The sequence below is a fragment of the Maridesulfovibrio sp. genome, from assembly GCF_963666665.1.
Lineage (GTDB): Bacteria > Desulfobacterota > Desulfovibrionia > Desulfovibrionales > Desulfovibrionaceae > Maridesulfovibrio.
The window spans coordinates 3,506,985-3,530,831 of the sequence record NZ_OY762999.1 but is presented as its reverse complement, the minus strand read 5'-3'; the positions used below and the strand labels follow the sequence as shown (position 1 = coordinate 3,530,831).

At 50.3% G+C, this 23,847-nt stretch carries 19 protein-coding genes; 3 read left to right on the top strand and 16 right to left on the bottom strand.

From position 1 onward, the window contains the following. Window positions 1-894, bottom strand: a complete 894-nt coding sequence (locus tag ACKU40_RS16255) for a YitT family protein (protein WP_320173833.1) — start codon at window positions 892-894, stop codon at window positions 1-3. Window positions 895-1,099: 205 nt separating this feature from the next. Here ACKU40_RS16255 and argS point away from each other — a divergent pair, with 205 nt between their 5' ends. Both argS and ACKU40_RS16245 read left to right on the top strand, forming a co-directional pair. Continuing rightward, on the top strand, window positions 1,100-2,743 hold the full coding sequence (gene argS / locus ACKU40_RS16250; protein WP_320173832.1) for an arginine--tRNA ligase: 1,644 nt from the start codon (window positions 1,100-1,102) through the stop codon (window positions 2,741-2,743). 19 nt (window positions 2,744-2,762) lie between these two features. Continuing rightward, window positions 2,763-3,506 (top strand): SPOR domain-containing protein, encoded by a 744-nt coding sequence (locus tag ACKU40_RS16245; RefSeq protein WP_320173831.1) that lies wholly within the window; start codon window positions 2,763-2,765, stop codon window positions 3,504-3,506. 18 nt (window positions 3,507-3,524) lie between these two features. Here ACKU40_RS16245 and ACKU40_RS16240 read toward each other — a convergent pair whose 3' ends face one another. The 11 genes from ACKU40_RS16240 to ACKU40_RS16190 form a co-directional block, all read right to left on the bottom strand. Continuing rightward, a complete protein-coding gene (locus ACKU40_RS16240; protein WP_320173830.1) occupies window positions 3,525-4,367 on the bottom strand; it encodes a DMT family transporter in 843 nt (280 codons plus the stop codon). 92 nt (window positions 4,368-4,459) lie between these two features. After that, on the bottom strand, window positions 4,460-6,238 hold the full coding sequence (locus tag ACKU40_RS16235) for an ATP-binding protein (RefSeq protein ID WP_320173829.1): 1,779 nt from the start codon (window positions 6,236-6,238) through the stop codon (window positions 4,460-4,462). A 175-nt stretch (window positions 6,239-6,413) separates the two neighbouring features. Next, entirely contained in the window at window positions 6,414-7,106 is a 693-nt protein-coding gene (locus ACKU40_RS16230) for a response regulator (RefSeq protein WP_320173828.1), read from the bottom strand. Window positions 7,107-7,176: 70 nt separating this feature from the next. Next, entirely contained in the window at window positions 7,177-9,015 is a 1,839-nt protein-coding gene (locus ACKU40_RS16225) for a methyl-accepting chemotaxis protein (protein ID WP_320173827.1), read from the bottom strand. Window positions 9,016-9,054: 39 nt separating this feature from the next. Next, window positions 9,055-10,242, bottom strand: a complete 1,188-nt coding sequence (locus ACKU40_RS16220) for a SpoIIE family protein phosphatase (protein WP_320173826.1) — start codon at window positions 10,240-10,242, stop codon at window positions 9,055-9,057. Between the two features lie 2 nt (window positions 10,243-10,244). After that, window positions 10,245-11,258, bottom strand: a complete 1,014-nt coding sequence (locus ACKU40_RS16215) for a chemotaxis response regulator protein-glutamate methylesterase (RefSeq protein ID WP_320173825.1) — start codon at window positions 11,256-11,258, stop codon at window positions 10,245-10,247. Continuing rightward, window positions 11,255-14,116 (bottom strand): response regulator, encoded by a 2,862-nt coding sequence (locus tag ACKU40_RS16210; RefSeq protein WP_320173824.1) that lies wholly within the window; start codon window positions 14,114-14,116, stop codon window positions 11,255-11,257. Before ACKU40_RS16210 ends, ACKU40_RS16215 begins: the two co-directional genes overlap by 4 nt. Window positions 14,117-14,158: 42 nt before the next feature. Then, on the bottom strand, window positions 14,159-14,815 hold the full coding sequence (locus ACKU40_RS16205) for a chemotaxis protein CheW (protein WP_320173823.1): 657 nt from the start codon (window positions 14,813-14,815) through the stop codon (window positions 14,159-14,161). Between the two features lie 2 nt (window positions 14,816-14,817). Next, the gene (locus ACKU40_RS16200) at window positions 14,818-16,098 is read right to left on the bottom strand and encodes a CheR family methyltransferase (protein ID WP_320173822.1); all 1,281 of its coding nucleotides are present in this window, start codon (window positions 16,096-16,098) and stop codon (window positions 14,818-14,820) included. A gap of 3 nt (window positions 16,099-16,101) precedes the next feature. Continuing rightward, window positions 16,102-16,587 carry a chemotaxis protein CheW gene (locus tag ACKU40_RS16195; protein ID WP_320173821.1) on the bottom strand — a complete coding sequence of 162 codons (486 nt, stop codon included), beginning with the start codon at window positions 16,585-16,587 and terminating at the stop codon, window positions 16,102-16,104. Between the two features lie 2 nt (window positions 16,588-16,589). Next, complete coding sequence (locus ACKU40_RS16190) at window positions 16,590-18,809, bottom strand: methyl-accepting chemotaxis protein (RefSeq protein ID WP_320173820.1); 2,220 nt, start codon at window positions 18,807-18,809, stop codon at window positions 16,590-16,592. Between the two features lie 274 nt (window positions 18,810-19,083). Between ACKU40_RS16190 and ACKU40_RS16185 the strand changes: the two genes are divergently transcribed. After that, window positions 19,084-19,299, top strand: a complete 216-nt coding sequence (locus tag ACKU40_RS16185) for a hypothetical protein (RefSeq protein ID WP_320173819.1) — start codon at window positions 19,084-19,086, stop codon at window positions 19,297-19,299. A 95-nt stretch (window positions 19,300-19,394) separates the two neighbouring features. Here the strand turns inward: ACKU40_RS16185 and ACKU40_RS16180 are convergent, their stop codons facing one another. The 4 genes from ACKU40_RS16180 to ACKU40_RS16165 all read right to left on the bottom strand — a co-directional run bounded on the left by ACKU40_RS16180 (window position 19,395) and on the right by ACKU40_RS16165 (window position 23,600). Next, window positions 19,395-19,880 carry a phage regulatory CII family protein gene (locus ACKU40_RS16180; protein WP_015853567.1) on the bottom strand — a complete coding sequence of 162 codons (486 nt, stop codon included), beginning with the start codon at window positions 19,878-19,880 and terminating at the stop codon, window positions 19,395-19,397. 370 nt (window positions 19,881-20,250) lie between these two features. After that, window positions 20,251-21,096, bottom strand: coding sequence for a diaminopimelate epimerase (gene dapF, locus ACKU40_RS16175; RefSeq protein WP_320173818.1), 846 nt, complete (start codon window positions 21,094-21,096; stop codon window positions 20,251-20,253). A 70-nt stretch (window positions 21,097-21,166) separates the two neighbouring features. Next, window positions 21,167-21,847, bottom strand: coding sequence for a queuosine precursor transporter (locus tag ACKU40_RS16170; RefSeq protein WP_320173817.1), 681 nt, complete (start codon window positions 21,845-21,847; stop codon window positions 21,167-21,169). A 280-nt stretch (window positions 21,848-22,127) separates the two neighbouring features. Then, window positions 22,128-23,600 (bottom strand): GGDEF domain-containing protein, encoded by a 1,473-nt coding sequence (locus ACKU40_RS16165; RefSeq protein WP_320173816.1) that lies wholly within the window; start codon window positions 23,598-23,600, stop codon window positions 22,128-22,130. Between the last annotated feature and the right edge of the window lie 247 nt (window positions 23,601-23,847).

Below are 23,847 nucleotides of genomic sequence, written 5' to 3'. Positions count from 1 at the left end.
CTACCTCGGCACGGAAAAACCTTTTCCGAGTACGCTGAAAGTTGATTCAATTATGACAAAAGCTGCCGGATCAATTGTAAAAATTGTGGCCTCAAGCCGCTTAAGCCTGAAGGAATCGACCACGGTCAGGATAACTGTCTTATCCTGCCGGGTATAGCCGCCCTTGGCATTAAGCAGTGTTGTCCCGCGTCCAAGCTTAGTCATGATGGCCCCGGAGACGTCTTCCGGAAAGGCTGTGATAATCAGGACCATCTTCCGTTGGTTAAAAAGGCGCTGCACCGCGTCAATTGCCGCTGCTGCAACATAGATCATCGCCAGCGAGTAAAGCACTGCATTGAGGTCCAGCCAGATGGTTCCTACACCCAGCACCACTGCGTTAAACCCCATGGAAAACTGCCCGACCTTGATTCCAAGCTTGTCACGGGCCAGAATCTGCAGGATGCCGATACCGCCCGTTGAGCCCAGTGAACGCAGGGAGATACCGGACCCAAGGCCCAGCACCACCCCTCCCGCAAGTACGGCCAGCCACTTGTCGTCAAACGCAACCGTCCAAGGCACCAGATCAATGAATATACTCATGGTAACCATGCCATAGAGGCTGTAGAGGAAAAAACGCCTGCTTATGAAAAACCAGCCCACAAGAAAAACAGGCACGTTAAGCAGGAAAACCCAAGCCCCGGAAGAGAGGGAAGGGAAAATATAATACCCCAGCAAAGCAAGTCCGGATATGCCGCTGGGCAAAAATGCATTGGGAATAATCACCGCCTTGATAGCCAAAGCGGTAAGGAAAGAACCGAGACTCAACAATCCGATATTCCACGGGATAGTATAACTTAGCCTTTGAAAACGGCTGACAACTGCGTCCAATTCAATTTCTCCTTTGTATGGCGCCATATTTTGCTGTATCAAAGGAAATAGCAATAGCGCTTTCCACTTTCAAGCCCGTTTTGCATCAGGTAATGACTTTCAAAGCCCGGAATGAATACTTGGAAGCTGTAAAGAAAGATGATAAGCGAAGCATGCCTATCACGCATTAAACAGCCGGGATGACGTCCGCTCATCCTGCTGGCTGTAATTCCATAAGGAGATTTCATCCACCATGAAAGCTAAACAACACCTTGAAAAGGTACTCGGTTCCATTCTCGAAGCCAAGGGCTGGGAATGGCCGGAGAAGGCCGTTATCGAGCCTCCCAAAGATAAAAAATTCGGCGACATGTCCGCAAACATCGCCATGATGCTCTCCAAGCAGGCTAAGATGAACCCCCGCGCCATCGCGGAAACCATTCAGTCCGAGCTGGACGGAGACAAATACATCGAGAAAGTTGATATCGCCGGACCGGGCTTCCTAAACTTCACTTTTTCCAATTCCTTCTGGCAGGACCTCGTTCCCGAAGTACTGGCCAAAGGCGCGGACTACGGCCGCAGCGAAATCGGCAAGGGCACCAAAATTCAGGTGGAATACGTTTCCGCCAACCCCACCGGACCGCTGCACATCGGTCACGGTCGCGGTGCCGCCCTCGGAGACTGCCTTGTACGCATCCTCGAATTCACCGGATATGACGTGGAAGCAGAATACTACGTCAACGATGCCGGCCGCCAGATGCTCATCCTCGGCACCTCTATCTGGGTCCGCCTGCAGCAGTCTCAGGGCCGCGACATTGCTGATCCCGAAGATTTCTATAAAGGTGATTACATCAAGGATCTCGCCGCAGAAGTACTGGAACGCAATCCCGGCATCCTCGGCATGAGCGATGACGAAGCCATCGCCATCTGCCGCGAATACGGTAAAGATGAAATTCTTGAAGGCATCAAGAAAGACCTCGCTGCCTTTGATGTACGCCACGATGTATGGTTCTCCGAAAAAAGCCTCGTAAGCGCCAACAAGGTTGAAGAAACCTTTGCCGACCTCAAAGCTCGCGGCATGGCTTACGAACAGGACGGCGCACTCTGGTTCAAATCCACCGAACTGGGTGACGACAAGGACCGCGTTCTGCGCAAGTCCAACGGGGACCTGACCTATTTCGCTTCCGACATCGCCTACCACGATGACAAATACAAACGCGGATTTGATATTGTCGTCGATATCTGGGGAGCAGACCATCACGGTTACGTACCCCGCATGCAGGCCGCAGTGGAAGCCCTCGGCAAGAAAGGACAGCTTGATGTAATCCTCGTACAGCTGGTTAACCTGCTGCGCGGCGGTGAGCAGATTGCCATGTCCACCCGTGCCGGCGAATTTGAAACCCTCGAAGACGTGGTTAACGAAGTAGGCCGCGACGCATCCCGCTTCATGTTCCTCTCCAGAAAGAGCGACAGCCACCTCGACTTCGACCTTGAACTGGTCAAACAGAAGACCATGGACAACCCGGTCTACTACGTACAGTACGCACACGCGCGTATCTGCTCCGTAATGCGCAAAGCTGCTGATCAGGGCATCGCAGTTCCCGCAATTGATGCAGCACCGCTCTCCGCCCTGACCAATGCGGAAGAACTGAACCTCATGAAACTCATGGACCAGTTCGCAGATGTTGCTGAAAACGCAGGTAAGAACATGAGCCCGCACGTAATCAGCTACTACCTGCGCGACCTCGCCAGCGCCCTGCACAGGTTCTACAGCATGCACCACATCCTTTCTGCTGAAGAAGATGTTATCGCGGCAAGACTGGTTCTGCTGCAGGCAGTTGCAAGAACACTTGCCAACGGCCTGAGCCTGCTTGGTGTTTCCGCTCCCGAAAGCATGTAATAATAAACCGGAGTTCCAAATGGCTGCACCCAGAAAAAAGAAGACCGCTCCCGCTCAGGAAAAGACATTCACCTTTACCTTCACCATGCCCGAAGTAATCGGGCTGTGTGCCGGGGCTGTTGCAGCCTTGTGCGCCTTCTTTGTGCTGGGGATTCTCCTGGGTCGGGGTTACCAGCCTGAAAAGGATGTACCCGAAATCGCCATGATGCTGCCCAGCCAGAGCAATGCTTCCGGGGAAGTGAAAGGCGGAGTGCTCAAGCCCGAAGAACTGGAATACATTGACCAGCTCAAGAAAAAGCCTGAACCTGCTGTAACGCCTGAAGTACAAAAAGAAGAGCCGAAGAAGGAAGCAGTCAAAGCCGAAACCAAAGCCTCTCCGGCAAAAGAGGCTGAACCGGCTAAAACAGAACAGCCTGCCCCCAAAGCAGAAGCTCAAGTGACGGCAAAGGCTGCTGAAGTTAAGCAGGCCGAACCGGAACCTCCGGTGGAAATAGATAATCCCGTGGAAGTGGATCAGCCGCAGTACATCTATGTGTATCAGGCTGCATCCTTCGGTGATAATGCACGAGCACAGGGCTTTGCCAACAAGCTCATCTCCAACGGACTCGAATCTTATGTTGAGTCCGGAAAGAGCGGCACCCGTACATGGTACCGTGTTTTTGTCCGCCATACCGGAACGCCGGATTCCACCACTGCAATGAAAAAAGTGCTCGCCAAGTACGGCATCAAGAAACCGCTGCTTAAGAGCAAGAAAGCGATTTAAATAGAGACCCCGGAAGTTTTAACTACCGGGGTTCTTTTTTAGTAACGGCCACACCCCGCGCATCGTAACCGACAAAATCACCACCATCCCGCCAATGATGGCCCATTTCCCGGGAATCTCGCCGTAGCCGACAGCTACCAGAATCGGATTGAAGATCGGCTCGAGGGTCATGATCAGGATTGCTTCCAGTGCACCAAGACGCTTGATAGCCCATGTGTATAGTGCGAGGGATATACCCTGTTGAAAAATGCCCAGATAGATAAGCCCCATCCAGCTTTCAGCTGAGGGGATAGCGCTGAACATGAAAGGCAAGCCACAACACGCGGTTAGCAGATGCCCCATAATCACTGATTCCAGCGGGGAGGAAGATTTCTGGGCTCTCATGCAAAGGGTGAATATAGCGTAGGAAATACCGGTGACTACGGCGATAATGTTACCCCAAAGTCCACTGGGAGAAAGCTTATCAAGGAAGAATAAAACCATCCCGCCAACGGTGACAGCTATGAAAATCCAATCGCTGCGACTGGTTCTCTCTTTGAGGAACCATGGGGCGAGCAACGCCACATAGACCGGAGCAGTGTAGGCCAGCAGAATGGCATTGGCGGAGGTGGTCAGTTTGGTGGCGGCAACGTTGGTGATCAGCAGTCCGGCATACCCTGCCGCCGCTCCCAACTGTACAAGTGAAAATCCGAATTTCAAACGGCCCCGGAACAGCATTGCGAGCGTCAAGGCGGCCAAAGCACTGCGCACCCCGGTAATAGCCATGGGGTTCCAGTCCACCAGCTTGATAGCAAGCCCACCGGAACTCCAGATCAGGGCCGTGGCAGCCATGAGAAGAACAGCCTTGGATTTTTCGTTCAAACCGGACCTCCCTAAGTTTGCACGAAATCTACCCTTTCTCTGTTCGCATTGTCACCAATATAATGCTGCAAAACCAAAAGCGTGATAGCGCATCAATTAGCAGCTTGCATAAGAGGCAGGGAGAAAACAAAGGCTGTGCCTTGTCTATGACCGTCAGGAGGGCATTGCACGAATATTTCTCCGCCGTGATTGGAAACGATGTGCCGTGAAATAGCGAGTCCGAGTCCGGTAGACCCGAACTCATTACGCCTGAATTTTTCCACGGAATAAAACCGCTCAAAGATGCGCGGCTGATCCGCTGCGGGAATACCCGGACCGGAATCAATTACCGCAAGCTGCAAACGATCACCTTCTACACGGTGTTCAACAATAACCGGATTCTCCTCCGGCCCGTATTTGATACCGTTCTCCAGTAAATTCCTGAACAACTGCATGAGCTGACCGGAATCAGCCATTACAGTGAAATCACCTTTTTCAAAACTGCGCTTGAGATCGACCTTTCTTTTTTCGGCCAGACCGGAACAGGCCTCCCATGCTTCACGCAATGCATCTGTGGGATCAATAGGCTTAAGCTCAACCTTTTCGTGCCCGCTTTCGAGCCTTGAGAGGTTAAGCAGGTCATCAACAATCTTGCACATGTGGTTGGCATTCTTCTCAATAGTTGCCAGAAAATTCTTCTGTATCGATTCCGGTGGCGGAGGATCGGAAAGCAGGGTCTCAGCATAACCTTTTACAGACGTAAGCGGTGTGCGCAATTCGTGGGACACGTTGGCTACGAAATCCTGACGCACAGTCTCCAAACGTTTAATTTCACTTATGTCATGAAATACGGCAATCACTCCCGGTCCCTGTCCCGGCTCTGAAGTATGCGGAGAGCGGACGATATTCACATCGTAAACCCGACCATTAGGCAGGACCACCTGTACTGTTGTGGCCTCCGGCCCTTCCGGGCCAACCACTTCCCTGCATGCATCATAAAGATCAGGACTGGGGATAATTTCCAGAGGGGTGCGGTCCAACCCATTCTGAATACCGGGAAAAATTTCTTCTAAGGCCCGGTTCACACTCTGGATACGACAGCTGCCGTCCAGAACCATAACCCCATCCCACATACCGTTAAACACAGCCTGAATTTTGTTCCTCTGTCCGGTAATGGTGCTGACATGCTCATCAATACGTGCAGCCATCCAATTGATAGAATTTGCAAGCGGAATGAACTCCTTGTCCGGAAAGGTCCTGATCCTGCGCTTATAGTTTCCCTGCCCTACGGCCTCGGCAGTCCTGACCATGGACTCCACCGACGAACTGAGCTGCATGGTCACAAAACGGATAACCCCGTAACAAACCAGTGCCACAATGGGCAGTGCCCAGAAAAACACTTTAAGGATCATGCCCATTCTTTCTTCAGGCCCGTGCAGAAATTCCTTAATTACCAGATAACCGGCGGGAGACTCCAAACCTTGGGCGACTTTGACAGCACCCAGCATGAACTCCTTGCCGTCCAGAGGATCTTCCTGCAACTGCAAACCGGGCTGACTGCCTTCCGCATTCCTGATTTGAGCATCATTCAATGAAATGGAATCCCCGACAGCCCATGAGGGCTGTACGGAGTTTTTACCGTCGACGGAAATATAACCGACCTCTGTTCCCAGCATGCCGGACACCGCATCAACCCGGCTCTGCACTCCGGCACCGTCACTCTTTCTATAGATCCGTCTGGCCAGCTCCATTTTTTCGCGCACGCTGTCCTGTGAATCCAGCATCAGGTCCGCCCTCAGCAGATGATAGGCAAATCCCAGCGGCAGACTGACGCAGATAGCAGCAGTCAGACACACTGCGATAAAGAGCTTGCTCTTGATTGAAAATTTCAAGTCGCTGTTCATAATTGATTTTAAAGTCAGAATGTTAATAAATACGCTGACAACTTAACATGAAATCAACGCCTAAAAGTGACAATCAGGTCAGGATTGCTTTAAGGACGCAACAAAGCCCCCCGGAAATTCCGGGAGCAAGTTTATCCATTGATGCGGTTTGATTAAGACAGCCTTAGGAATGCTTGAAACGGTAGCCTACACCACGCACAGTCTCTATGTAATCTGCGTAGGGTCCGAGCTTCTGGCGCAGCCTGCGGATATGGGTATCCACTGTTCTGGAGTAACCCTCAAAATGGGTATCCCAGACAGTATCCAGCAGGTGGTCACGGGTGCGCACCTTGCCTTCGTGCTGCAGGAGTTCGGAAAAGAGCTTGAACTCGGTAGCAGTCAACGCCACAAGATCACCGTCACATTCTACGGTGTGGGCTTCAAAATCCACGGAAAGACCTTCACGGCTCCATTTTCCGGGACGGCGGGTCTCTGGCAGTTCAGTACTGCGGCGCAATACGGCCTTGACCCTGAGAACAAGTTCACGGGGGCTGAACGGTTTGACGATATAATCGTCCACACCGAGTTCAAGCCCTACAACCCGATCCACTTCCTCTCCCTTGGCTGTGAGCATTATCACCGGGATATGCTGGGTACCTGCTTCCTGCTTAAGCCTGCGGCAGACTTCAAGCCCGTCAATACCGGGCAGCATGAGATCCAGCAGGATCAGGTCCGGGTTTTCATTTCTAGCCTGATCAAGGGCTTTGTGACCGTCCATGGCGGTTACAACCTCGTAACCGGAAGAGGTAAGGTTGTACTTCAACAATTCAATAGTATCATTATGGTCTTCAACAACCAGTATTTTCTCAACTGACACGTTTTTCTCCTTTTGGTCGGACCTTACCTGTAACAATGGTACGAATTAAGACGGAGTCGTTACAACTATGTTAATTATCCGAATTCGGTTCGGTTTCTGCCTTGGTTGTGCCTTCTTTTTCATCCGTAGCTTTGAAGAAATCATCTTCAACAGTCTGGAAACCGTCAACCGCACCGGTCAAACTCTGAACGGTATAATTCAAACTAGCCACGGTTCGCTTGAAATCCTCAAGATATTCAGTGGTTCCGGCAGCAGAGTCACTTAAATCCGACATGGCATCACTGATCTGCTTCGCACTGTCAGCCTGATCGCCCATGGAGCGGGAGACATCTACGAAACGGGGTTTAAGTACCCGGACCTGCTCCACAATCTGACCAAGATCGGTACTCATCTGCTCCACTTCATCAACACTGGAGCGGACTTCATGATTAAAAGTCTCCATCTCCATGACTCCGGAGCTGACCGCGGTTTGCATATCCCTGACCATGAGCTCGATATCTTCAGCGGCAATAACCGTCTGATCTGCCAGCCTGCGCATTTCACGGGCAACCACGGAAAATCCCTGACCGAACTGTCCTGCTTTTTCCGCTTCAATGGCTGCATTGAGGGAGAGCAGGTTTGTCTGGTCGGCGATTCTGGCGATAGTTGTCACGATATGGTTGATCCTGCTGGCCTTTTCATCAATAGCTGCCAAGCGTGAAGCAACACTGTCAGTTGAATTAACAAGCCTGATCAAGGATTTCTCGCGCCGTTCGATATTGCCCTGCAGGGCCTCGGCCATGTGGGCAGATTCGCTGGCGCTATTGGCAACATCAGCCATCACTTCCACCAATTCCTTGGAAGTCTTACTGATCAGGCGACTGGTTGCAGTTACCTCATTGGTGGAAGCTGCCTGCCTGTTTACCGCCGAATCAATATGCTCAGCTGTAGACCTGATCTTATTTCCGGCCACAGAAACATTATCACCCGAAGACTGAACTTCTCCGATCAGTTCTGACAAACCTGAAATCATAGTCTCAAAAGAAGTAACCAGATTACCGATTTCATTGCCCGAACGAATGATCCTGCCCGCAAAAAATTTACCTTCAGCCATATTCTTCATCTTGCGGATAGAGACACTGGCTCTATTCAAATCCCCGGAGGCAATATCTTTGGCAATGTCGGTTATGCGGGAAACCGGGCTGAAAATAAGGTTCAATCCAAAGAGAAGAAAACCGAGGGTTACAGCAATGAAAATGCAGCCCATAAAGACAACTGTTCCTAGAGCCTGATTGGATGCAGCGGTCATAGCAGCCAAAGGGATGGATGAAATCATGGCACATTCAATACGTCCCGGCTTACGGTAGTAGCCCATATCATTTTTAACCGGATATCTGTTTTTCATGGACTGGGGAGCGTCTTTGGGATCGCCATGACACTCCATGCAGTCAGGCTTGTTGGCCTCCCCTTCAGCCACAATGAAGGACTCAATACCATTGATATTACGGATCTCCTCGATGAACGGCCTTTTACCGGCCCGGGCCATAGCATCAAGCTCCTCAATAATGCTTGCCTCATCAGTCGTAGCCAGATTGTCCGGGTTGCGGGGCTTGGTGGATGCAGTCTTGAAAAGCAACTCGTGCCTGTAAAGATCAGGAATACGCCCGAAGACTCCGTTGGCGGTGAAAGAGGTGGACTGCAACTCTGGCACAAACATGTTTTCAGGCAGAACTTCAGTAGCCTTGGGACGGATCACCGCCCCGGTATGCTTTCGCACTGCCTTCATGGTATGGAGCATGATTTCGGCCTTGGACCGGAACTGGTCCATCAGTGTCTCACGGGCATAATCTGACACCAACCACATTATGGACACGGTCAAAGCTATGCTGAAAACCACACATCCGGCTATGAACTGTTTGCGGATACTCATTATCAGTCCTCTTTAATTCCCGATTAATTACGGAACCCTTTAGGCAAAGACAAACTCCACCATGGAAAAATCATCTTCATAAAGCTCTCCACCCTGCAGTTCACGGGTATAAGCTATCAGCTGGTCGATCGGCTTGCCGAGCTCCCCGGCAGTATCTTTCATGAATCCGGCAAATTCATCGAACTCCCACATCTTTCCGTCGGAAACCTTTTTAAGCTCATAAACGCCATCGCTGTAGAGAAAAAAGCGCGCGCCCGGTTCAACGGTTACAGACTCACTGGTGTAGGTCATATCCGGCATGCCGCCTACAATCATCCCCGGAGTACGCAGCTGCTTTGCCTCACCGCCAGCAATGAGCAATGCCGGAGGATGTCCGCCGCTGGAATAAGTCAGGGTCCGGTCGGATTTGCGGTAAACACCGTACCACATGGTAAAATAAAGATTGTTCTGCTGATCCATCTGGAAAGAATCATTCAAAGCTTCCAGAACCTCGTCCGGCTTGAGAAAATCCGTATCCGGCAGGGTTTGGGAACGAAGCACGTTCATGGCTGAAACAGAGAGTAAGGCGGAGCCGACCCCGTGATCACAGACATCAAGCAGATACATGGCAAAATGGTCATCATCCAGCCAGTGATAGCCGAAGGAATCACCCCCCAATGATGCAGAAGGTATAAATCGCCAGTCTGCTTGAATATCTCCTTCTTTAAGCGGATCAGGAAGCAGCGAGGTAACGTAGTCGGCGGCAACAGCCAGTTCCTTGCGCATCTCATCCCTGCTTTCTCGCAACTGCTCGTAAGCCTCATTCCTCTGCAAAAGGTTGATGTAACCTTTGGAGTGGTAGCGGATACGGGCCAGCAACTCAATGCGGTCCGGCAGCTTGACCAGATAATCATTGGCCCCGAGAGCAAAAGCCTCAGCCTTGGTGGTCGGCTCTTCCTTGGTGGAAAGCACGATGAGGGGGATATCCTTGAGCTTGGAATTTACCCGCATGAACTTGACCATGGTCATACCGTCAATTTCCGGCATGACAAGGTCCTGCAGAATTACTGTCGGCTGCAGCTCCTCAGCAGTGGGGATGGCCTTGGTCGGGTCACTCACAAAGTGGAAATCAATGTCATCCTCGCCAGCGAGCATACGACGAACAGCCTCCCCCACCATGGGCTGGTCATCAATGAGTAGGACATTGATCTTATGTTCGGTGAGCAATTGCTCTTTAACTTCGGTCATCCTTAACTCCTGAAACGTTTTTTAAAATGCCTTACCAGCAAACCGGCCATATCCCCGATGGAACAAATCTCTCTTGCCGCACCCATCTTCACCGCCGCACCGGGCATGCCCCAGACAACGCTGGACTCCTTGTCCTGCGCCACGGTCATCCAACCGGAATTCCTGAGATCACACATGCCCCTTGCCCCATCTGCGCCCATCCCAGTAAGCAGGACCGCCGCTGAATTGGACGGGAATCCGGCACAGCAGAGGCTTTCAAAAAGGATATCCACCGAGGGCACATAAATATTTTCACCGGCCCCACGTGACAATTCCACAATGCCTCCCGGCCCCATGCGCATATGCCGGTCACCGGGTGCAATTACCACCTTTCCGGCCTGCATGAGCATGCCGCTGCGGGCAAGCTCAACCTTCAACCCGGTCTGGCTGTCCAGCCACTGGGCAAGATTTTCAGAAAAATTTCCGTCCACATGCTGAGCAATGGCTATGGCTGCCGGGAAATCTTCAGGCAAAGCCCCGAGCAGGGTCGCCAGAGCAGACGGTCCTCCGGTGGAACTGCCAATTGCCAGCAGCGGCGGTACCATCCTCACTTGCGGTGCAGACTTAGGAGCCGCCTTCTCGTGCTTGTTGCCATGCAACTTGCCGATTACTGAAATCTTGGCGAGAAGTTCGTTTTCGCCTGCTATGGAACCATTTTCCTGACGGGGAGTGGAAACCACATCAAGCGCGCCAGCTCCCATAGCTTCAAAGACCTTAGTGGAATTATCTTCAATGCTGGATGTAACAATCAGAATCGGACAGGGGCATCTCTGCATAATCTCCTTTGTAGCCCCGGAGCCGTCCAGCACCGGCATAACCAGGTCCATGAATACAAGGTCCGGGACATCTGCACAGCACTTTTCCACCGCTTTTTCACCATTATGGGCTATCCATGCAACTTCGTGCCCGGCATCCACAGTCACTTTTTTAAGTACATCAACTGCTGACGCCTGATCATTTACAATACCAATTCTCATTTTCCTGCACCGCCTATGAGGTCTTCAACTGCCGAAAGCAAGGTCTCATCATGAAAACTGCTCTTCGTTAAATAATAATCCGCCCCCGCTTCAAGCCCGCGGAGCTTATCTTCCTTGCGATCCTTGTACGAAACCATCATTACCGGAATGGACTTGAGGTCCGGGTCACTCTTGATCCTGCTGGTCAGTTCCAGACCATTCATACGCGGCATGTCCACATCTGTAACTACGAGATCATAGTTACCTGAAATTACGGCGTTAAGACCATCCTGACCGTCAACCGCCGTATCCACTTCATAGCCGTGGTTAACCAGAAGCTTGCGTTCCACTTCACGCACAGTAAGCGAATCATCCACCACCAGAATCTTCTGTACAGGCCCGCTTTCTGCGGATCCCAGCCCTACCTTGCCCAGCCTGCCGCCGGAAAGGAGATTGTCAATGGAACGCACAAGGTCCTCGGCATCAAGGATAAGCACCGGGGAGCCGTCAGGCATCATAGCCACTGAGTTCACATCCGGAACCTTGCCCAGACGGTGGTCCAGCGGACGGACTACAAGGTCCTGCTCACCGAGGAAATCATCCACCACCAGCCCGTATTTATTCATACGGTCGCTGATAACAACCACCATAAGACCGTCACGCTCAAGTGGAGCCGATTGCACACCCAAAATCTGAGCCGCAGGCACCAAACCCACATTGGCTCCGTCCAGCGAGACATACTGGCGGTCCTCGGCCAGCTTGAGCTGTTCCGGGAAAATCGAAGCAATGCGGCTGATGCGGCTAAGGGGAATAGCATAAGGCTGGCCGGCAATTTTCACCAGCAAAGTGCGGATAACGGAAAGAGTCAGCGGAAGCTGCATGGAAAAAGACATACCCTGTCCGGGCTCTGAATCGGCGCGCACAGTACCGCCGACCTCCTGAACCATGGCATGAACCACGTCCAGACCGACTCCACGCCCGGATATCTCTGTGACTTTTCCGGCAGTGGAAAAACCGGGTAAAAATAAAAATTCCATCAATTCAGCGCGGCTCATTTCCTCAGCCATACGCGCCGGGGCCAGCTTGCGCTCCACCACCTTGGCTCTGATCCGTTCCGGATCCAAACCCTGACCGTCATCACGGACCTCAATAAAAAGCATTCCGGCCCGATGCCCGGCAATTATCTTAACGGTCCCGGCGGAAGGCTTACCGGCAGAAACACGATCATCAGGCATCTCAATACCGTGATCAACCGCATTCCTGATCAGATGATTGAGGGGGGCTTCCAATTTTTCAAGAATATCGCGATCCACGGAAGTTGTTTCACCTTCGATGATAAAATCCACTTCCTTACCCAGCGAACGGGCCAGATCACGGACCAAGCGGGGAAAACCGAGTCCGCCGTCGGAAAAAGGACGCATGCGGCTGGCAATTACCTCATGATAGAGCCTGCCGGAAACATTGTCATTGCGTCTGCGATAAAGATCGAATTCATTGATATGCTTAACCAGCATGACCTGACAGTCATTCACTGCCGCCTTTATATCGCCAACCACATCTTCAGCAATTTCGCCATGCCTCACGCGCTCACAGGACTCTTCAAGAATCTTCATCAAATCCCGGTGTCCGCCTTTAATTCGCAGAAGTGAAGAGGCGAACTCACCCAGTCTGCCTGACTCAACGAGACTTTCCCCGGCGAGGGCCATGAGCCTGTTGAGGTTCCCGGCGGAAACACGGACCACTGAATCCTCAGGAGCACGCATTCCCTGCGCAGGAGCAGGAATCTCTGTGGCCGAAGGAACTTCTTTAGCCGGAACCGGAGCTGCCTGCTTGTACTCACCCTGCTCCGGAAAAGCTTCTATTACTTCCTTCGCATGCTCGGGGATAGGTTCGGCGATTGATGAAGGAATTCCCTGCGGGCAGACTTCGGAGCAGACTTTGAGTGCCGCTTCCTCATCCCCGCGCAAGGCCTTTTCCATCTGATCCATGAGCGGCTTGCGTTCACTCAAAAAGGATTGAATGGCATCTGTCTCAAGCTGCGAAACATCACGATAAATATCCGTAGATGCCAACAGCAGATCAATCTGGCCTGAGTCGAGAACTATCTCCCCCTTCTGGCAGGAGACAAGCAGGTCTTCCATGGCATGGGCAAGAGCCACGGCATCGGTCAAGCCTACAATACGGGCCGCACCTTTCATGGAATGGGCCGCGCGCATGAGTGGCTCCACCTTGTCAGGAGCCTGATCCTTTTCCAGTTCCAATAGTCCTGCATTAAGGGCTTGGGAATGGCTCTCGGCCTCCATGCGGAAAAGATCAAGCATGGAAAGGTCTGCCAGGGGTATCTCCTTCTCGACCGGAGCGGCGGACTGTACGGGAGCGGATTCAACAATTTCTTCTGAATTAATTTGCGGCTCTTCTACCTGCTCTTCTTGTTCTTCGATTTGAACATCAGTTTCTGTTGCAGTCTCTGCAGAAGGATTAGAATCAACAGACTCAAGACGTGCGAGCAGTTCTTTAAACTCTCCTGACCTTTCCTCCAGCCAGCCGTCCATTCCCTCTGCCTCAACTTCAGCAAGAGAATGCAGAAAACGGGTTCCGGCCAGCAATGCATCAACAGCCTGCCCGGAAAGGGTAGCCCCGGAGCCGGAACATCTATCCAGCACGCTTTCCATAGCCTGCGAAAGCTGCACAGCATCAGCCAATCCCACAATCTTACCCGAACCTTTCAAGGCATGGGCAGCATGAATCAGCGGCTGTAATTTTTCCGGAGAGACATCGTCAGCCAGACCGGGGAGGCCTTCTTCCAGCACCCGGGTATGGTTACCCGCCTCCATGCGAAAGAGTTCCAGCATGGAAAGATCCGCCATATCTCGCGTCACTTTATCTTCTCCCTGTCCGGCTGTTGCTCATTGATTTCCGCCCTACTTGATAATGCGGTTAAAAGCCTCGAAAAGAAGCTCATCTTCCAGCAGTGAAATTCGTTTATCATCTATTTCAAACAGACCGCGGGTATAAGCTGCAGGGGCCTTAGCCACGGTAGCCGGGGCATCCATAAGTGCATCAGGAGAATAGTGGTGGACTCCGAACACTTCATCCACTGCAAAAATCCAGCGTCCGAAACCGCGGTCCACGCAGATAAACCTGCTATATACCCGGAACCCTTTTTCTTCTTCAGTCAGATATTCTTCTTCAAGCCCAAGAAGTTCGCGCACTGACACCACCGGAATGATCTGGCCCTGAAGACTGGTCAACCCACGAAACATCCTGCTGTTGCGATGGGGAACAGGACGTACAATGCGCTCTTCCAGAACTGAAACAAAAACATGTGAAGAAAGGGCGAGCCATTCACGGGAAATTCTGAATACCACTGCCCCGGCAGTTTCAATCTGATCCTCTTCCTTGGCAATAGCTACGGCTTCAGTATTCTCGGCCAGATAGCCTTCGGGCGGTTCCCGGTCCAGCAGGGAAAGCCCCGCACGGGTAAAATGTGGACAATGATAGCAATGGCTCCAACGCTCCAGTTCCGGACAGGACCTGTCTCCGGCATAACCTATTGTATTCCAGCAGGATTCAAGCATTATCAGGCCTCATTCCTTTTTTCTACCCGACGGGCCCTGTTACGCATGATCTCGGCCTTACGCAAATCACCCCGGTTTTCCAGCAACAGAGCGAGGTGCACCAGCGATTCCATATGATCCGGCTCAAGATACAGGGCCTTACCGTAAAATTCCTCAGCCATTGAAATATTACCCCCGGCCTCATGCAGCAGACCGCAAAGATGAAACAATTCCGGCTCCGGTCCCGCCTGCTTGAGTAATTCATTACACATGCTCAAAGCCTCTGTCGTGCGGCCACGATCCGCGAGGACTTTAATCTCTTCAATAGAAGAGCTGGCTGGCGGAGCCTCACTTTCAGCCTTTTCCATTACTATTTCAGCAAGATCAGCAGCCTTAACTTCCCCGTGGGCCTTTTTCGGAGACTTAAAGGACGGTGCCGGTATGAATGTTTTTTGCGCCAGCGATGTCCCAGAGCCTGACAAAGTCTTCGGGGAACACTCCTGTTGCGGACAGACCGGCTGTTTAAGCAGTGCAGCAACCATACGCTTACCCTTGCGCAAGGCAAATGCCCCCTGCTTCCTGACCGGGGTGAACCAGTCATTAAATACCGGAAGAATCTCGGCATGGCCCACAAAGAGCAAACCGTCATCCTTCAACTTATCATTCAACAATGCCGCCAAGCATCGTCTTGAATTATCATCAAGATAAATCAGCAAGTTACGACAAAAAACAACATCATATCTTCCACTGGGCAGGCAGCCGCCAAGAATATTACCGGCATGAAAATTTACCGAACTCCTGATCTCCGGGGCGAGCATTCGGCCTTGTTCACATTTACGGAACCACCGTTGGGCATAAATGGGCAGTTCAGTACGAAATGAATTATCTCCATAAATACCCTCTCTTGCCTTGAGTAGGGCCCTCTCACTGATATCGACCCCATCGACCCGAAAACTTTTCAGCCCGGCACCCATGAGAGTCATGGCTATGGAATAGGGTTCCTCACCGGTGGAACAAGGTGCACTGAGCACCCGAAAATCATCACTGCGTCCGGCAACTGTTTCAAAGAGCAGTTCAAAAGGCTTGCTATCCCTGAAAAACCATGTTTCCGGAACCACTATTTCCTCAACCAGTTCGGCCAATTCCTCATCACTGGTACGCAACAGGCTGAGATAGGAAACTTCACTGCTGCCGGTCTCCCGCATACGCACCCTGACAGCCAGCTCTATACCTGAACGGGACAAGGAATCCGGGGCTAAGCCCATGGCCCGGTTGAGTATCTTCAGGAACGGCTCAACATTCATCCCTTACTCCTGAACCAGTCCCTGATCATCTTTCGGGAAAAGCACATGCCGCAATTCCTCGGTCAACAGCTTGCGCGGCTTGAGCAATTGCAGCATACAATCATTAATCCGTGCCACCCTCCCAAGCCATGGAGCATCGGGTATTTCCAGCCCGGAGTCCTCAAAATCAGAATCAGCAATCTTCAAGGTCTCGGTAATATTTTCTGCCAGCAGACCAAGATATTGCTTACCCCGCTCCGCACCGGCATCAAGATCGGCAAGATCAATGATGACAATCCGGGTGGACATACGCGAAATACAAGGCCTATCCATTGCCAGCATGGACAGATCCACCACCGGGGTAACCATACCCCGGTAATTGAAAAGTCCCTTTACGTAATCCGGAGAGCGGGGCAGCTCCTTGCAGACAGTGGGCGGAACCACCTCTGCCACGGAACGAGCTTCCAGCCCGTATACGTATTCACCGATCCTGAATGTGAGCACCAGCATGTCTATTCACTCACCTTGAAGCGCGCAACTTCACTACGCAAGCCCTGCACCGCTTCATTGAGCTGCGATGTCGCCCTGTTGAATTCTGAAAGGGCATCGGAAGTATCGGAAGCTGTTTCAGAAAGCTGGGCCATGGCTTCACTGATCTGACCTGCACCTTCGGCCTGTGCGGTCATACCGTCATTGACCTGTTCAATTCTGGGATTGAGTTCACGGACCCCGGTCATAATGCCTTCCAGTTTCTTACCCAGCTTACCAGCCTTTTCAGCACCGAAACGGACATCCGAAGCAAATTTTTCCATCTCATCCACACCGGAATCGACGGAACTGCGCATGTTGCTGATCATATCCTCAATCTCAAGGGCGGCCACAGAAGTCTGATCTGCTAGACGCCTGATCTCGGCCGCAACAACGGAAAAGCCCTGACCGAATTTTCCGGCCTTTTCCGCTTCAATGGCAGCGTTAAGGGAAAGAAGGTTGGTGCGGTCCGCAACCTTGGTGATGGTATTAACGATACCCTCAATGGCATTGGCCCGGTCATTGATTTCATCCAGCTTGCCGGTAATAGTCATGGTTGCGGAACTCAGGTCGTCCATAATCCTGATCATGGTCTTGAGACCGTCCTGACCTTCAGAGGCAAGATTGTCCATACTTGAAGCGGCCTCATTAACATGATGCATCGCTCCGGCAAGCTCACCGGAATTGGCTGAAATCTCGGCACTGGTGGCACTGATTTGAGTGGTTGCAGCTGCCTGCTGGTTAACGGTCACTTCCAACTGGCGTGCAGAAGCCGCAATCTCCGTGGAGGAAGTGGTTACCTGAATACCAGAACGCTGTACCTGTCCGATAAGGGAAAAAAGAACATCAACCATCCCTTTAACTGCAAGATAAAGCTGCCCGGTCTCATCAAGAAGTTCAGGATTTTCGGCATGCCGTACCGCCTTACGGGCATTGGGGCAGGATTCATCTACGACGGCAATGGTTTCACGCGCCTTATGCAGGTCACCGGAAGCAATAACCTTGACCAGCTCCACCATATGGCTGAGCGGCTCAGCGATCAGTCCGCTGGCATAGAAAGAAACAATGAGGGTTATGACCAGCAGTACCATGCCGGTAATACTCAGCCACTCCACCAGATAATCAAGGACTCCGGTCAAACGGGTGGTTATACCCTGATACTCATCAAGATACACCCCGGCACCGATAACCCATCCCCAAGGCTTGAAATAAGTAAAGACTGAAAGCTTATCCCGACCCTCATCATCCGGTCCGCTTTTCCAGACATAGCTTTTACTGCTGAGCTTACCTTCCCCGGCTTCAATAGCCTGATTCAATATCTCCTGCACGAAGCCTTTATTGCCGCTGACCTCATCTACATGCATCCCGTCGTTCTGGGGAGAATTGGAAACAATATAGCGTCCCCGGCTCTCTCCTTTGGTGCCGATAACCCAGATATATCCGGTCTTGCCGATAGAAGTTTTAAGCATGGAATTGCGTAGGACCTGCAAAATATCATCATCCATGTAGACTGCCATCATACCGGTCACATAGCCATCCTGATCCCGCAAAGGGATATAGATGGTAAAACGTGAGCCATGATCCATCGCTTCATAATTTTGGGCCTTGCGGCCGGAAAGGACATCATCAATGGCCGTAACAACCCGTCCGTCGTCACCCAGTGAATAGAAAATATCGCCAAGCTTCCAGTTAAAATCCCCGGCAGGAGCGGTGGTATCCACCACCAGCATATCCCCTTCGGGATTCAATCTTTGAAAAATTGTGCAATAAGCACCGGAAATACGGGTTGCCTCCACCAGCATGGGCAACGGCTTCCCTTTACGTTTTGAATAGGTAAATTCCGTGCCCCCCAATGTCAGCACCGGGACTGTCAACTCATCTAAATCATTACGATGGTTGTTCACAGGCCAATCCGAAACCCTTTTCAAGACTTGAATACTGCCTTCATCATCCATCAGGGACTGCAAAGCCATGGCCGCTCTTTCTGTTTCAACAGTAAGCAATTGATCTGAAGTACGACATTCCTCAAAAAGGTCGGCAGTCATCTGCGAAACATGGGATTCGATAAGGGACCGAACCTCACCCTTCATACAATCCTGCAACCGATCTTCAAGGATATCGGTAATGATAAACATAGCCACAATGGGAATAATTGCGGCTCCGCAGGCAATGGCGATTATCTTTCTTCTGAGGGAAAAACGCATCGGATACATCCCGGCACAGCCATTCGCTAAGACGGCGGCACCTTTTATTACAAGATTACATGAATTCCATCATATCAGGAGACAGGTGCTGTGACACCTACCCCTCCCTTGTATTTATTTTATATGATTAAATCAATGACCGCAGGCATTTTGCAGGTATTTGCAAAAATATATTTAACTCATGTAAAGTGATTGCCGCAGCCTGCCGATAGCAAAAGTATGAACCGGCAGGTGAATTTCTGCCCGCCGGATGTCCCCACTCACGGAGGAGTGTATGTATTATCACGGATTTGATAACAAAGCTGCGTCTGCTACCAAGTATTGGAGCCACAAAGACGATGAACTTGTTTCGGTATTATTTGCAAAAATCATCAATAAAACAGTGAACACTCAGCCCCCCTGCCCGGAGCAGGACCATCTCGTGGACCAGATGGTCAACAACCTCTTCGACCTCTGCTTCTACATCAATAAGGACGTTCATAACTGCTAATCTTTTTTCAAGCACCGTCTGAGTGCTGAACAAAAAAATCCCCGCCAATATCAACTGGCGGGGATTTTTTTTGATGGAACTTTATCTGCCGTCTGCTAGCTGACCTGAGCTAGACGGGGTGCGTTCTTTGCTTTTTCTTCTTCAGATCTTTTACGCAGGTAGTGAACCATGGTCAGGATAGCGGTGATTGCTTCAAAGCCTTCCTGTTCTACGGAATCTACCAGTTCATCGGAAGGATCAGCCTGCAGGGCACTTTTAAGAGCCTTGGAGTAACGACCGAAACCGTCCATGAGATCGAGAGCCATGTAGTTAGCTTCATCAGGATCTTCAGGATTGATATCCATGGGAACGAGTACGTAACCCATGATGTTTGCAAGCCTGGTCAGGGGGCGAATGCTGCCGGTAGCCTTCATGATGGGGATCAGTTCTTCAACGCCTACTTTAGCACCTTTATCTTCGGGGTTAATTTCACGAAGAAGGGTGGGGTAAGGCTTGTTGATTTCATTTGCAACATCACGTGCAGGTTTGTCGTTTTTGAGTACAACGTCCTGTAAAAGCTTGGTAAGTTCATTATTTGCCATTTTATCTCTCCCTTAGTTCATTATTTTGCAATCATTATTACTTTCAAACTAAGCCAAAATCGTGCCAGTTTATTATGCAATAATATATATACATTTAATGCTTTAATTTCAAGCTATTAACAAAAGTGAGCTAAAACATCTCTTCTGTTTTTTCTCACAAACCAATAAATTTTACTGAAAAACAAGAAAGTCCATTATCCAGCAAATCATTACTGGCGCGAAAAGAAGGCTATACAAGGAATACTCATCCCATGCAAGAACTGATTTCGGCTATATTGGATTTTATTCTTTTCAGGTATGTTTTTCAGAATAGTAAAAAAGGACACCGCAAAAATGCAGTGCCCTCCTCACAAATTTCTAACCTGTAACGCTATTCAATTCCCAGGGATTCGAGATAAACTTCACCTGAAAAAGTGAGCTCTGCTCCGCCCTGCAAAAAGACATTGCCTTCTTCGATGATAACCTTGAGGATTTCACCGCCGGAAGTACGGACACGCACAGCAGCATCAGTCAGACCCTGTTCATAGAGGGTAACCTGCACTGCACTGACTCCGGTTCCGCAAGCATATGTTTCATCTTCTACGCCCCTTTCATAGGTGCGCACAATAAGGCTGTCATTATCGTCGATCTGCACGAAGTTCACGTTGGTCCCGGCAGGAGCAAAAACCTCGTGGTAACGGAATGCCGCTCCGATTTTCTTAACGTCAACTTCTTCAACATCAGCAACCTGAACCACAACATGCGGAACGCCGGTGTTGGCAAAATGGTACTCGTATTCTTCGCCGTCAATCTCAAGAGTCTGTTTCACTACCAGACCTTCAGGCGGGGTAAGCTGAACCTTAACTTCCTCAAGCTCAGGAAAAACCTGCACCTTAATAGGACCGGCATCAGATCCGAAAACGTGCTGCTCTTCGGCAATACCCAGCGCATGGGCCAGCCTTCCGGCGCAACGGGATGCATTGCCGCACATTTCTGCCCTTGAGCCATCAGAATTGTAAAATTGCCAGACAAAATCAAGACCGGAACCTTCAGGTGCATTTTCAATAAAAAAAAGGCCGTCGGCGTAAACACCGAAAGCACGCTGGCAAAGTTTCTCTGCCCAAAGAGACATCTTCTCAACAGGTACACCCAGTTCACGGTTATCGATAATTACGAAATCATTGCCGCAGCCCTGCATCTTATAAAAAGGAACGGATTTTCCAAACATTTTACTCATTGGCAACCTCGTATTTTTGCAAAATTAGAATTCGAATCTTAAAGGCAATTGCCCAGTCAAGAACAGACTATCAGACTTCGGACACACGGGAATGCAGCCGGCGGGCCATATACAGAAACGGTGTATCCATAATCGCTACTATAACCTTAAAAAGATAGGTAGTAAAAAGGATTTCCACCCATACCTCAAAAGGAAAGAGCCCCCACAGGGCCACTAGGCAGAATACGGACGAATCAAGGAACTGACTGAGCAAGGTGGAAGCATTGTTACGCAACCAGAGATGGCGCTCTCCCATTTTGTCCTTCAGCAGGTGAAAGATATAAACATCATTAAGCTGAGAAACAATATAAGCGGCCATGCTGCCGAGCGCAATACGGGGCAGGAATCCGAAAATGGCTTCAAGATGAGGCTGAGCAAAATCATCCGCAGCCGGAGTAAACATGAGGGCCAGCTGCATATAAACAACAGCCATGACCAGCACCACAAATCCCAGATAAACAGCTTTCTTGGCTTCTTTTTTGCCATAAAACTCGCTGAGCATATCAGTGGAAAGAAAAACGCTGGCATAAAGGATATTGCCCAGAGTGGTGGTCATCCCGAACAGTTCAATAGTCTTCAAAACCTGAATATTACAAAGGATCAGGTTGAATACGATTAAACCAAACAAGCCTATCTTACCGAAAAATCTATAAATAATAAGAACAAGACTTAGGTCCATGACCGCAAAGCCAAGCCATAATAATTCATTCATATCAAGCTCCTGTACGGACATTCCATTGAATTCGCATTCAAGAAAAACACCGCAACTTAACAAACACGGGCTCTCACACCCTGTGACAATGCTCCTAGCTTAAATCAGACTGAAAAGCCATTCAGTTTTCAAGTATAATGAAAATATAAATAACACAACAACCAGAGATAGAGGTATAATTCGTAACTTTCTGACTGGGTTACCCAAAAAAGAAGGGGCTCCGACAACCGGAACCCCTTAACTCAGCCTGACAGCTATAGGCTGAAGGAAACCTCAGAAACTACATAATTCTAAGCTTGGGACGCATGGGGGAAACAACCACCCGGTTACGTCCCTGCATCTTCGCATCGTAAAGAGCTTCATCTGCCTTACGGACAATCTCGGTATCTTTTTCAAGACTTCCCGGACGGATGGATGAAACACCGATGCTGGCAGTCACGTTAAAATTCTTATCCTGATAAGTCATGGTGCAGGATTCAACCTTGGCCCTGATCCGCTCAGCAAGCATCTCAGCTTGATCTTCCCTGGTATGGGGCAGCAGGATTACAAATTCCTCTCCACCGTAACGGGCGATAAAATCAGTGGATCGAAAGGTCTTCTCGAATATTCTGGCCACTCTTTCAAGCACCATATCCCCGGCCATATGACCGTATGTGTCGTTCACGGACTTAAAATGGTCCAGATCAACCATGAGCAGTGAAAGTTCGGTATTCAAACGCTGATGACGCTTGAACTCCTCGACCAGTCTTTCATCAAAACTGCGACGGTTGTAGACTCTGGTAAGACCGTCACGGTTTGCGCGGGTCTTGATCTTGTTGAACATGATGGCATTGCTCAAGGCAAGCGAGAGGTGATTGACCGCAGCATTGAGGGAAGCAACCTGATCCTTGGCCAATCTGACATTGCGCTCGCAAAGCATGACCAGACAACCGAACTTCTCGCCACGGGCAATCAGCGGCAGAGCCAGAATCCTCCCGGCTCCGGGGCTGTAGATCATCTGATTGCTGCCGACAGGTACAGTCTCGGACATATTATAGCTTGAGACTTCCATACCGCTGAGGGTAACAACATTTTCGATCATCAACTCAATCCATTCGGACTGGACGTTTTCGGCCTGAACGGGATTGATGAAAATTTCTGCATCAATATGCTTTCCTGTGGGCAGGACATTCCAAAAAGCACCCTGAACCGAATAAACAGGAAGGAGCATCTTGAGGTCTTCAGCGGCCTGCCCAAGGATATCAGCAACTTCAAGTCGCTCAGTGGCATTGGAAAGCACGGTGTTTAAGAACATGAGCTGTTCGGTTTTACGGGAAAGCAGCTCCCGTTCAAGAATAATTTCCTCGGTCATACGGTAAAGGTCACCATACAAGCCGGAAATTTCCTTGGCCCTGAACAGAGCATCCTGCACCTTGGAACTGGTCAGCGGAGAACTGATGACTGCCAGAAAACCGTCTTCAAGCACCTGCTCCAGATCAGCGTTGTTCTTATCGTCCTGAATCAGGATGCGCTGAGTGGATTCAAGGTTACGATAGGCCATGCGCCTATCTTCAGGCAGTTCCTCCCAGACTCTTTGCGGAATCCAGGTGGCGGCAGGCTTTTCATTATTACTCAGTTCCTTTTCACCGGGCAGTGAACGCGCGGAAAAATTTCTCAAAAAGAATCCGGGACCGAGGGAATCCTCGATTTTACCGGCTTCGTTACTGTTAAGACCGAACCCCCAAAGCAGTTCAGGCCTGTGTCCTCTTTTCATTTCTGGTCTCCTTGATTAGCTGTCAGAAACAATATTCCACCCGGTATTTTGCAAAAAAAGGGCCACCAGATATTTAGAAGATAACGACAGACAAATACTCAAGAGACAAGAGGCTCAATGCCTAAAAGTAAATTCTTTTATAACAGGTATTTATCATAAAAACATCAGGAGTTATAAATATTTTGAAGAATATTTTCACAACACGCAATTTCCTGCGGCAGACATGAAAACGGCAAAGAGTGCCGGA

What these genes read in the sequence shown, in the direction of transcription:
- ACKU40_RS16185 (WP_320173819.1), top strand. Translation starts at nt 19,084, where the DNA reads ATGTATTATCACGGATTTGATAACAAAGCTGCGTCTGCTACCAAGTAT.
- ACKU40_RS16200 (WP_320173822.1), bottom strand. Translation starts at nt 16,098, where the DNA reads ATGAATGTTGAGCCGTTCCTGAAGATACTCAACCGGGCCATGGGCTTA.
- ACKU40_RS16255 (WP_320173833.1), bottom strand. Translation starts at nt 894, where the DNA reads ATGGCGCCATACAAAGGAGAAATTGAATTGGACGCAGTTGTCAGCCGT.
- ACKU40_RS16170 (WP_320173817.1), bottom strand. Translation starts at nt 21,847, where the DNA reads ATGAATGAATTATTATGGCTTGGCTTTGCGGTCATGGACCTAAGTCTT.
- ACKU40_RS16195 (WP_320173821.1), bottom strand. Translation starts at nt 16,587, where the DNA reads ATGCTGGTGCTCACATTCAGGATCGGTGAATACGTATACGGGCTGGAA.
- ACKU40_RS16220 (WP_320173826.1), bottom strand. Translation starts at nt 10,242, where the DNA reads ATGACCGAAGTTAAAGAGCAATTGCTCACCGAACATAAGATCAATGTC.
- ACKU40_RS16205 (WP_320173823.1), bottom strand. Translation starts at nt 14,815, where the DNA reads ATGCTTGAATCCTGCTGGAATACAATAGGTTATGCCGGAGACAGGTCC.
- ACKU40_RS16180 (WP_015853567.1), bottom strand. Translation starts at nt 19,880, where the DNA reads ATGGCAAATAATGAACTTACCAAGCTTTTACAGGACGTTGTACTCAAA.
- ACKU40_RS16215 (WP_320173825.1), bottom strand. Translation starts at nt 11,258, where the DNA reads ATGAGAATTGGTATTGTAAATGATCAGGCGTCAGCAGTTGATGTACTT.
- argS (WP_320173832.1), top strand. Translation starts at nt 1,100, where the DNA reads ATGAAAGCTAAACAACACCTTGAAAAGGTACTCGGTTCCATTCTCGAA.
- ACKU40_RS16225 (WP_320173827.1), bottom strand. Translation starts at nt 9,015, where the DNA reads ATGAGTATCCGCAAACAGTTCATAGCCGGATGTGTGGTTTTCAGCATA.
- ACKU40_RS16165 (WP_320173816.1), bottom strand. Translation starts at nt 23,600, where the DNA reads ATGAAAAGAGGACACAGGCCTGAACTGCTTTGGGGGTTCGGTCTTAAC.
- dapF (WP_320173818.1), bottom strand. Translation starts at nt 21,096, where the DNA reads ATGAGTAAAATGTTTGGAAAATCCGTTCCTTTTTATAAGATGCAGGGC.
- ACKU40_RS16245 (WP_320173831.1), top strand. Translation starts at nt 2,763, where the DNA reads ATGGCTGCACCCAGAAAAAAGAAGACCGCTCCCGCTCAGGAAAAGACA.
- ACKU40_RS16190 (WP_320173820.1), bottom strand. Translation starts at nt 18,809, where the DNA reads ATGCGTTTTTCCCTCAGAAGAAAGATAATCGCCATTGCCTGCGGAGCC.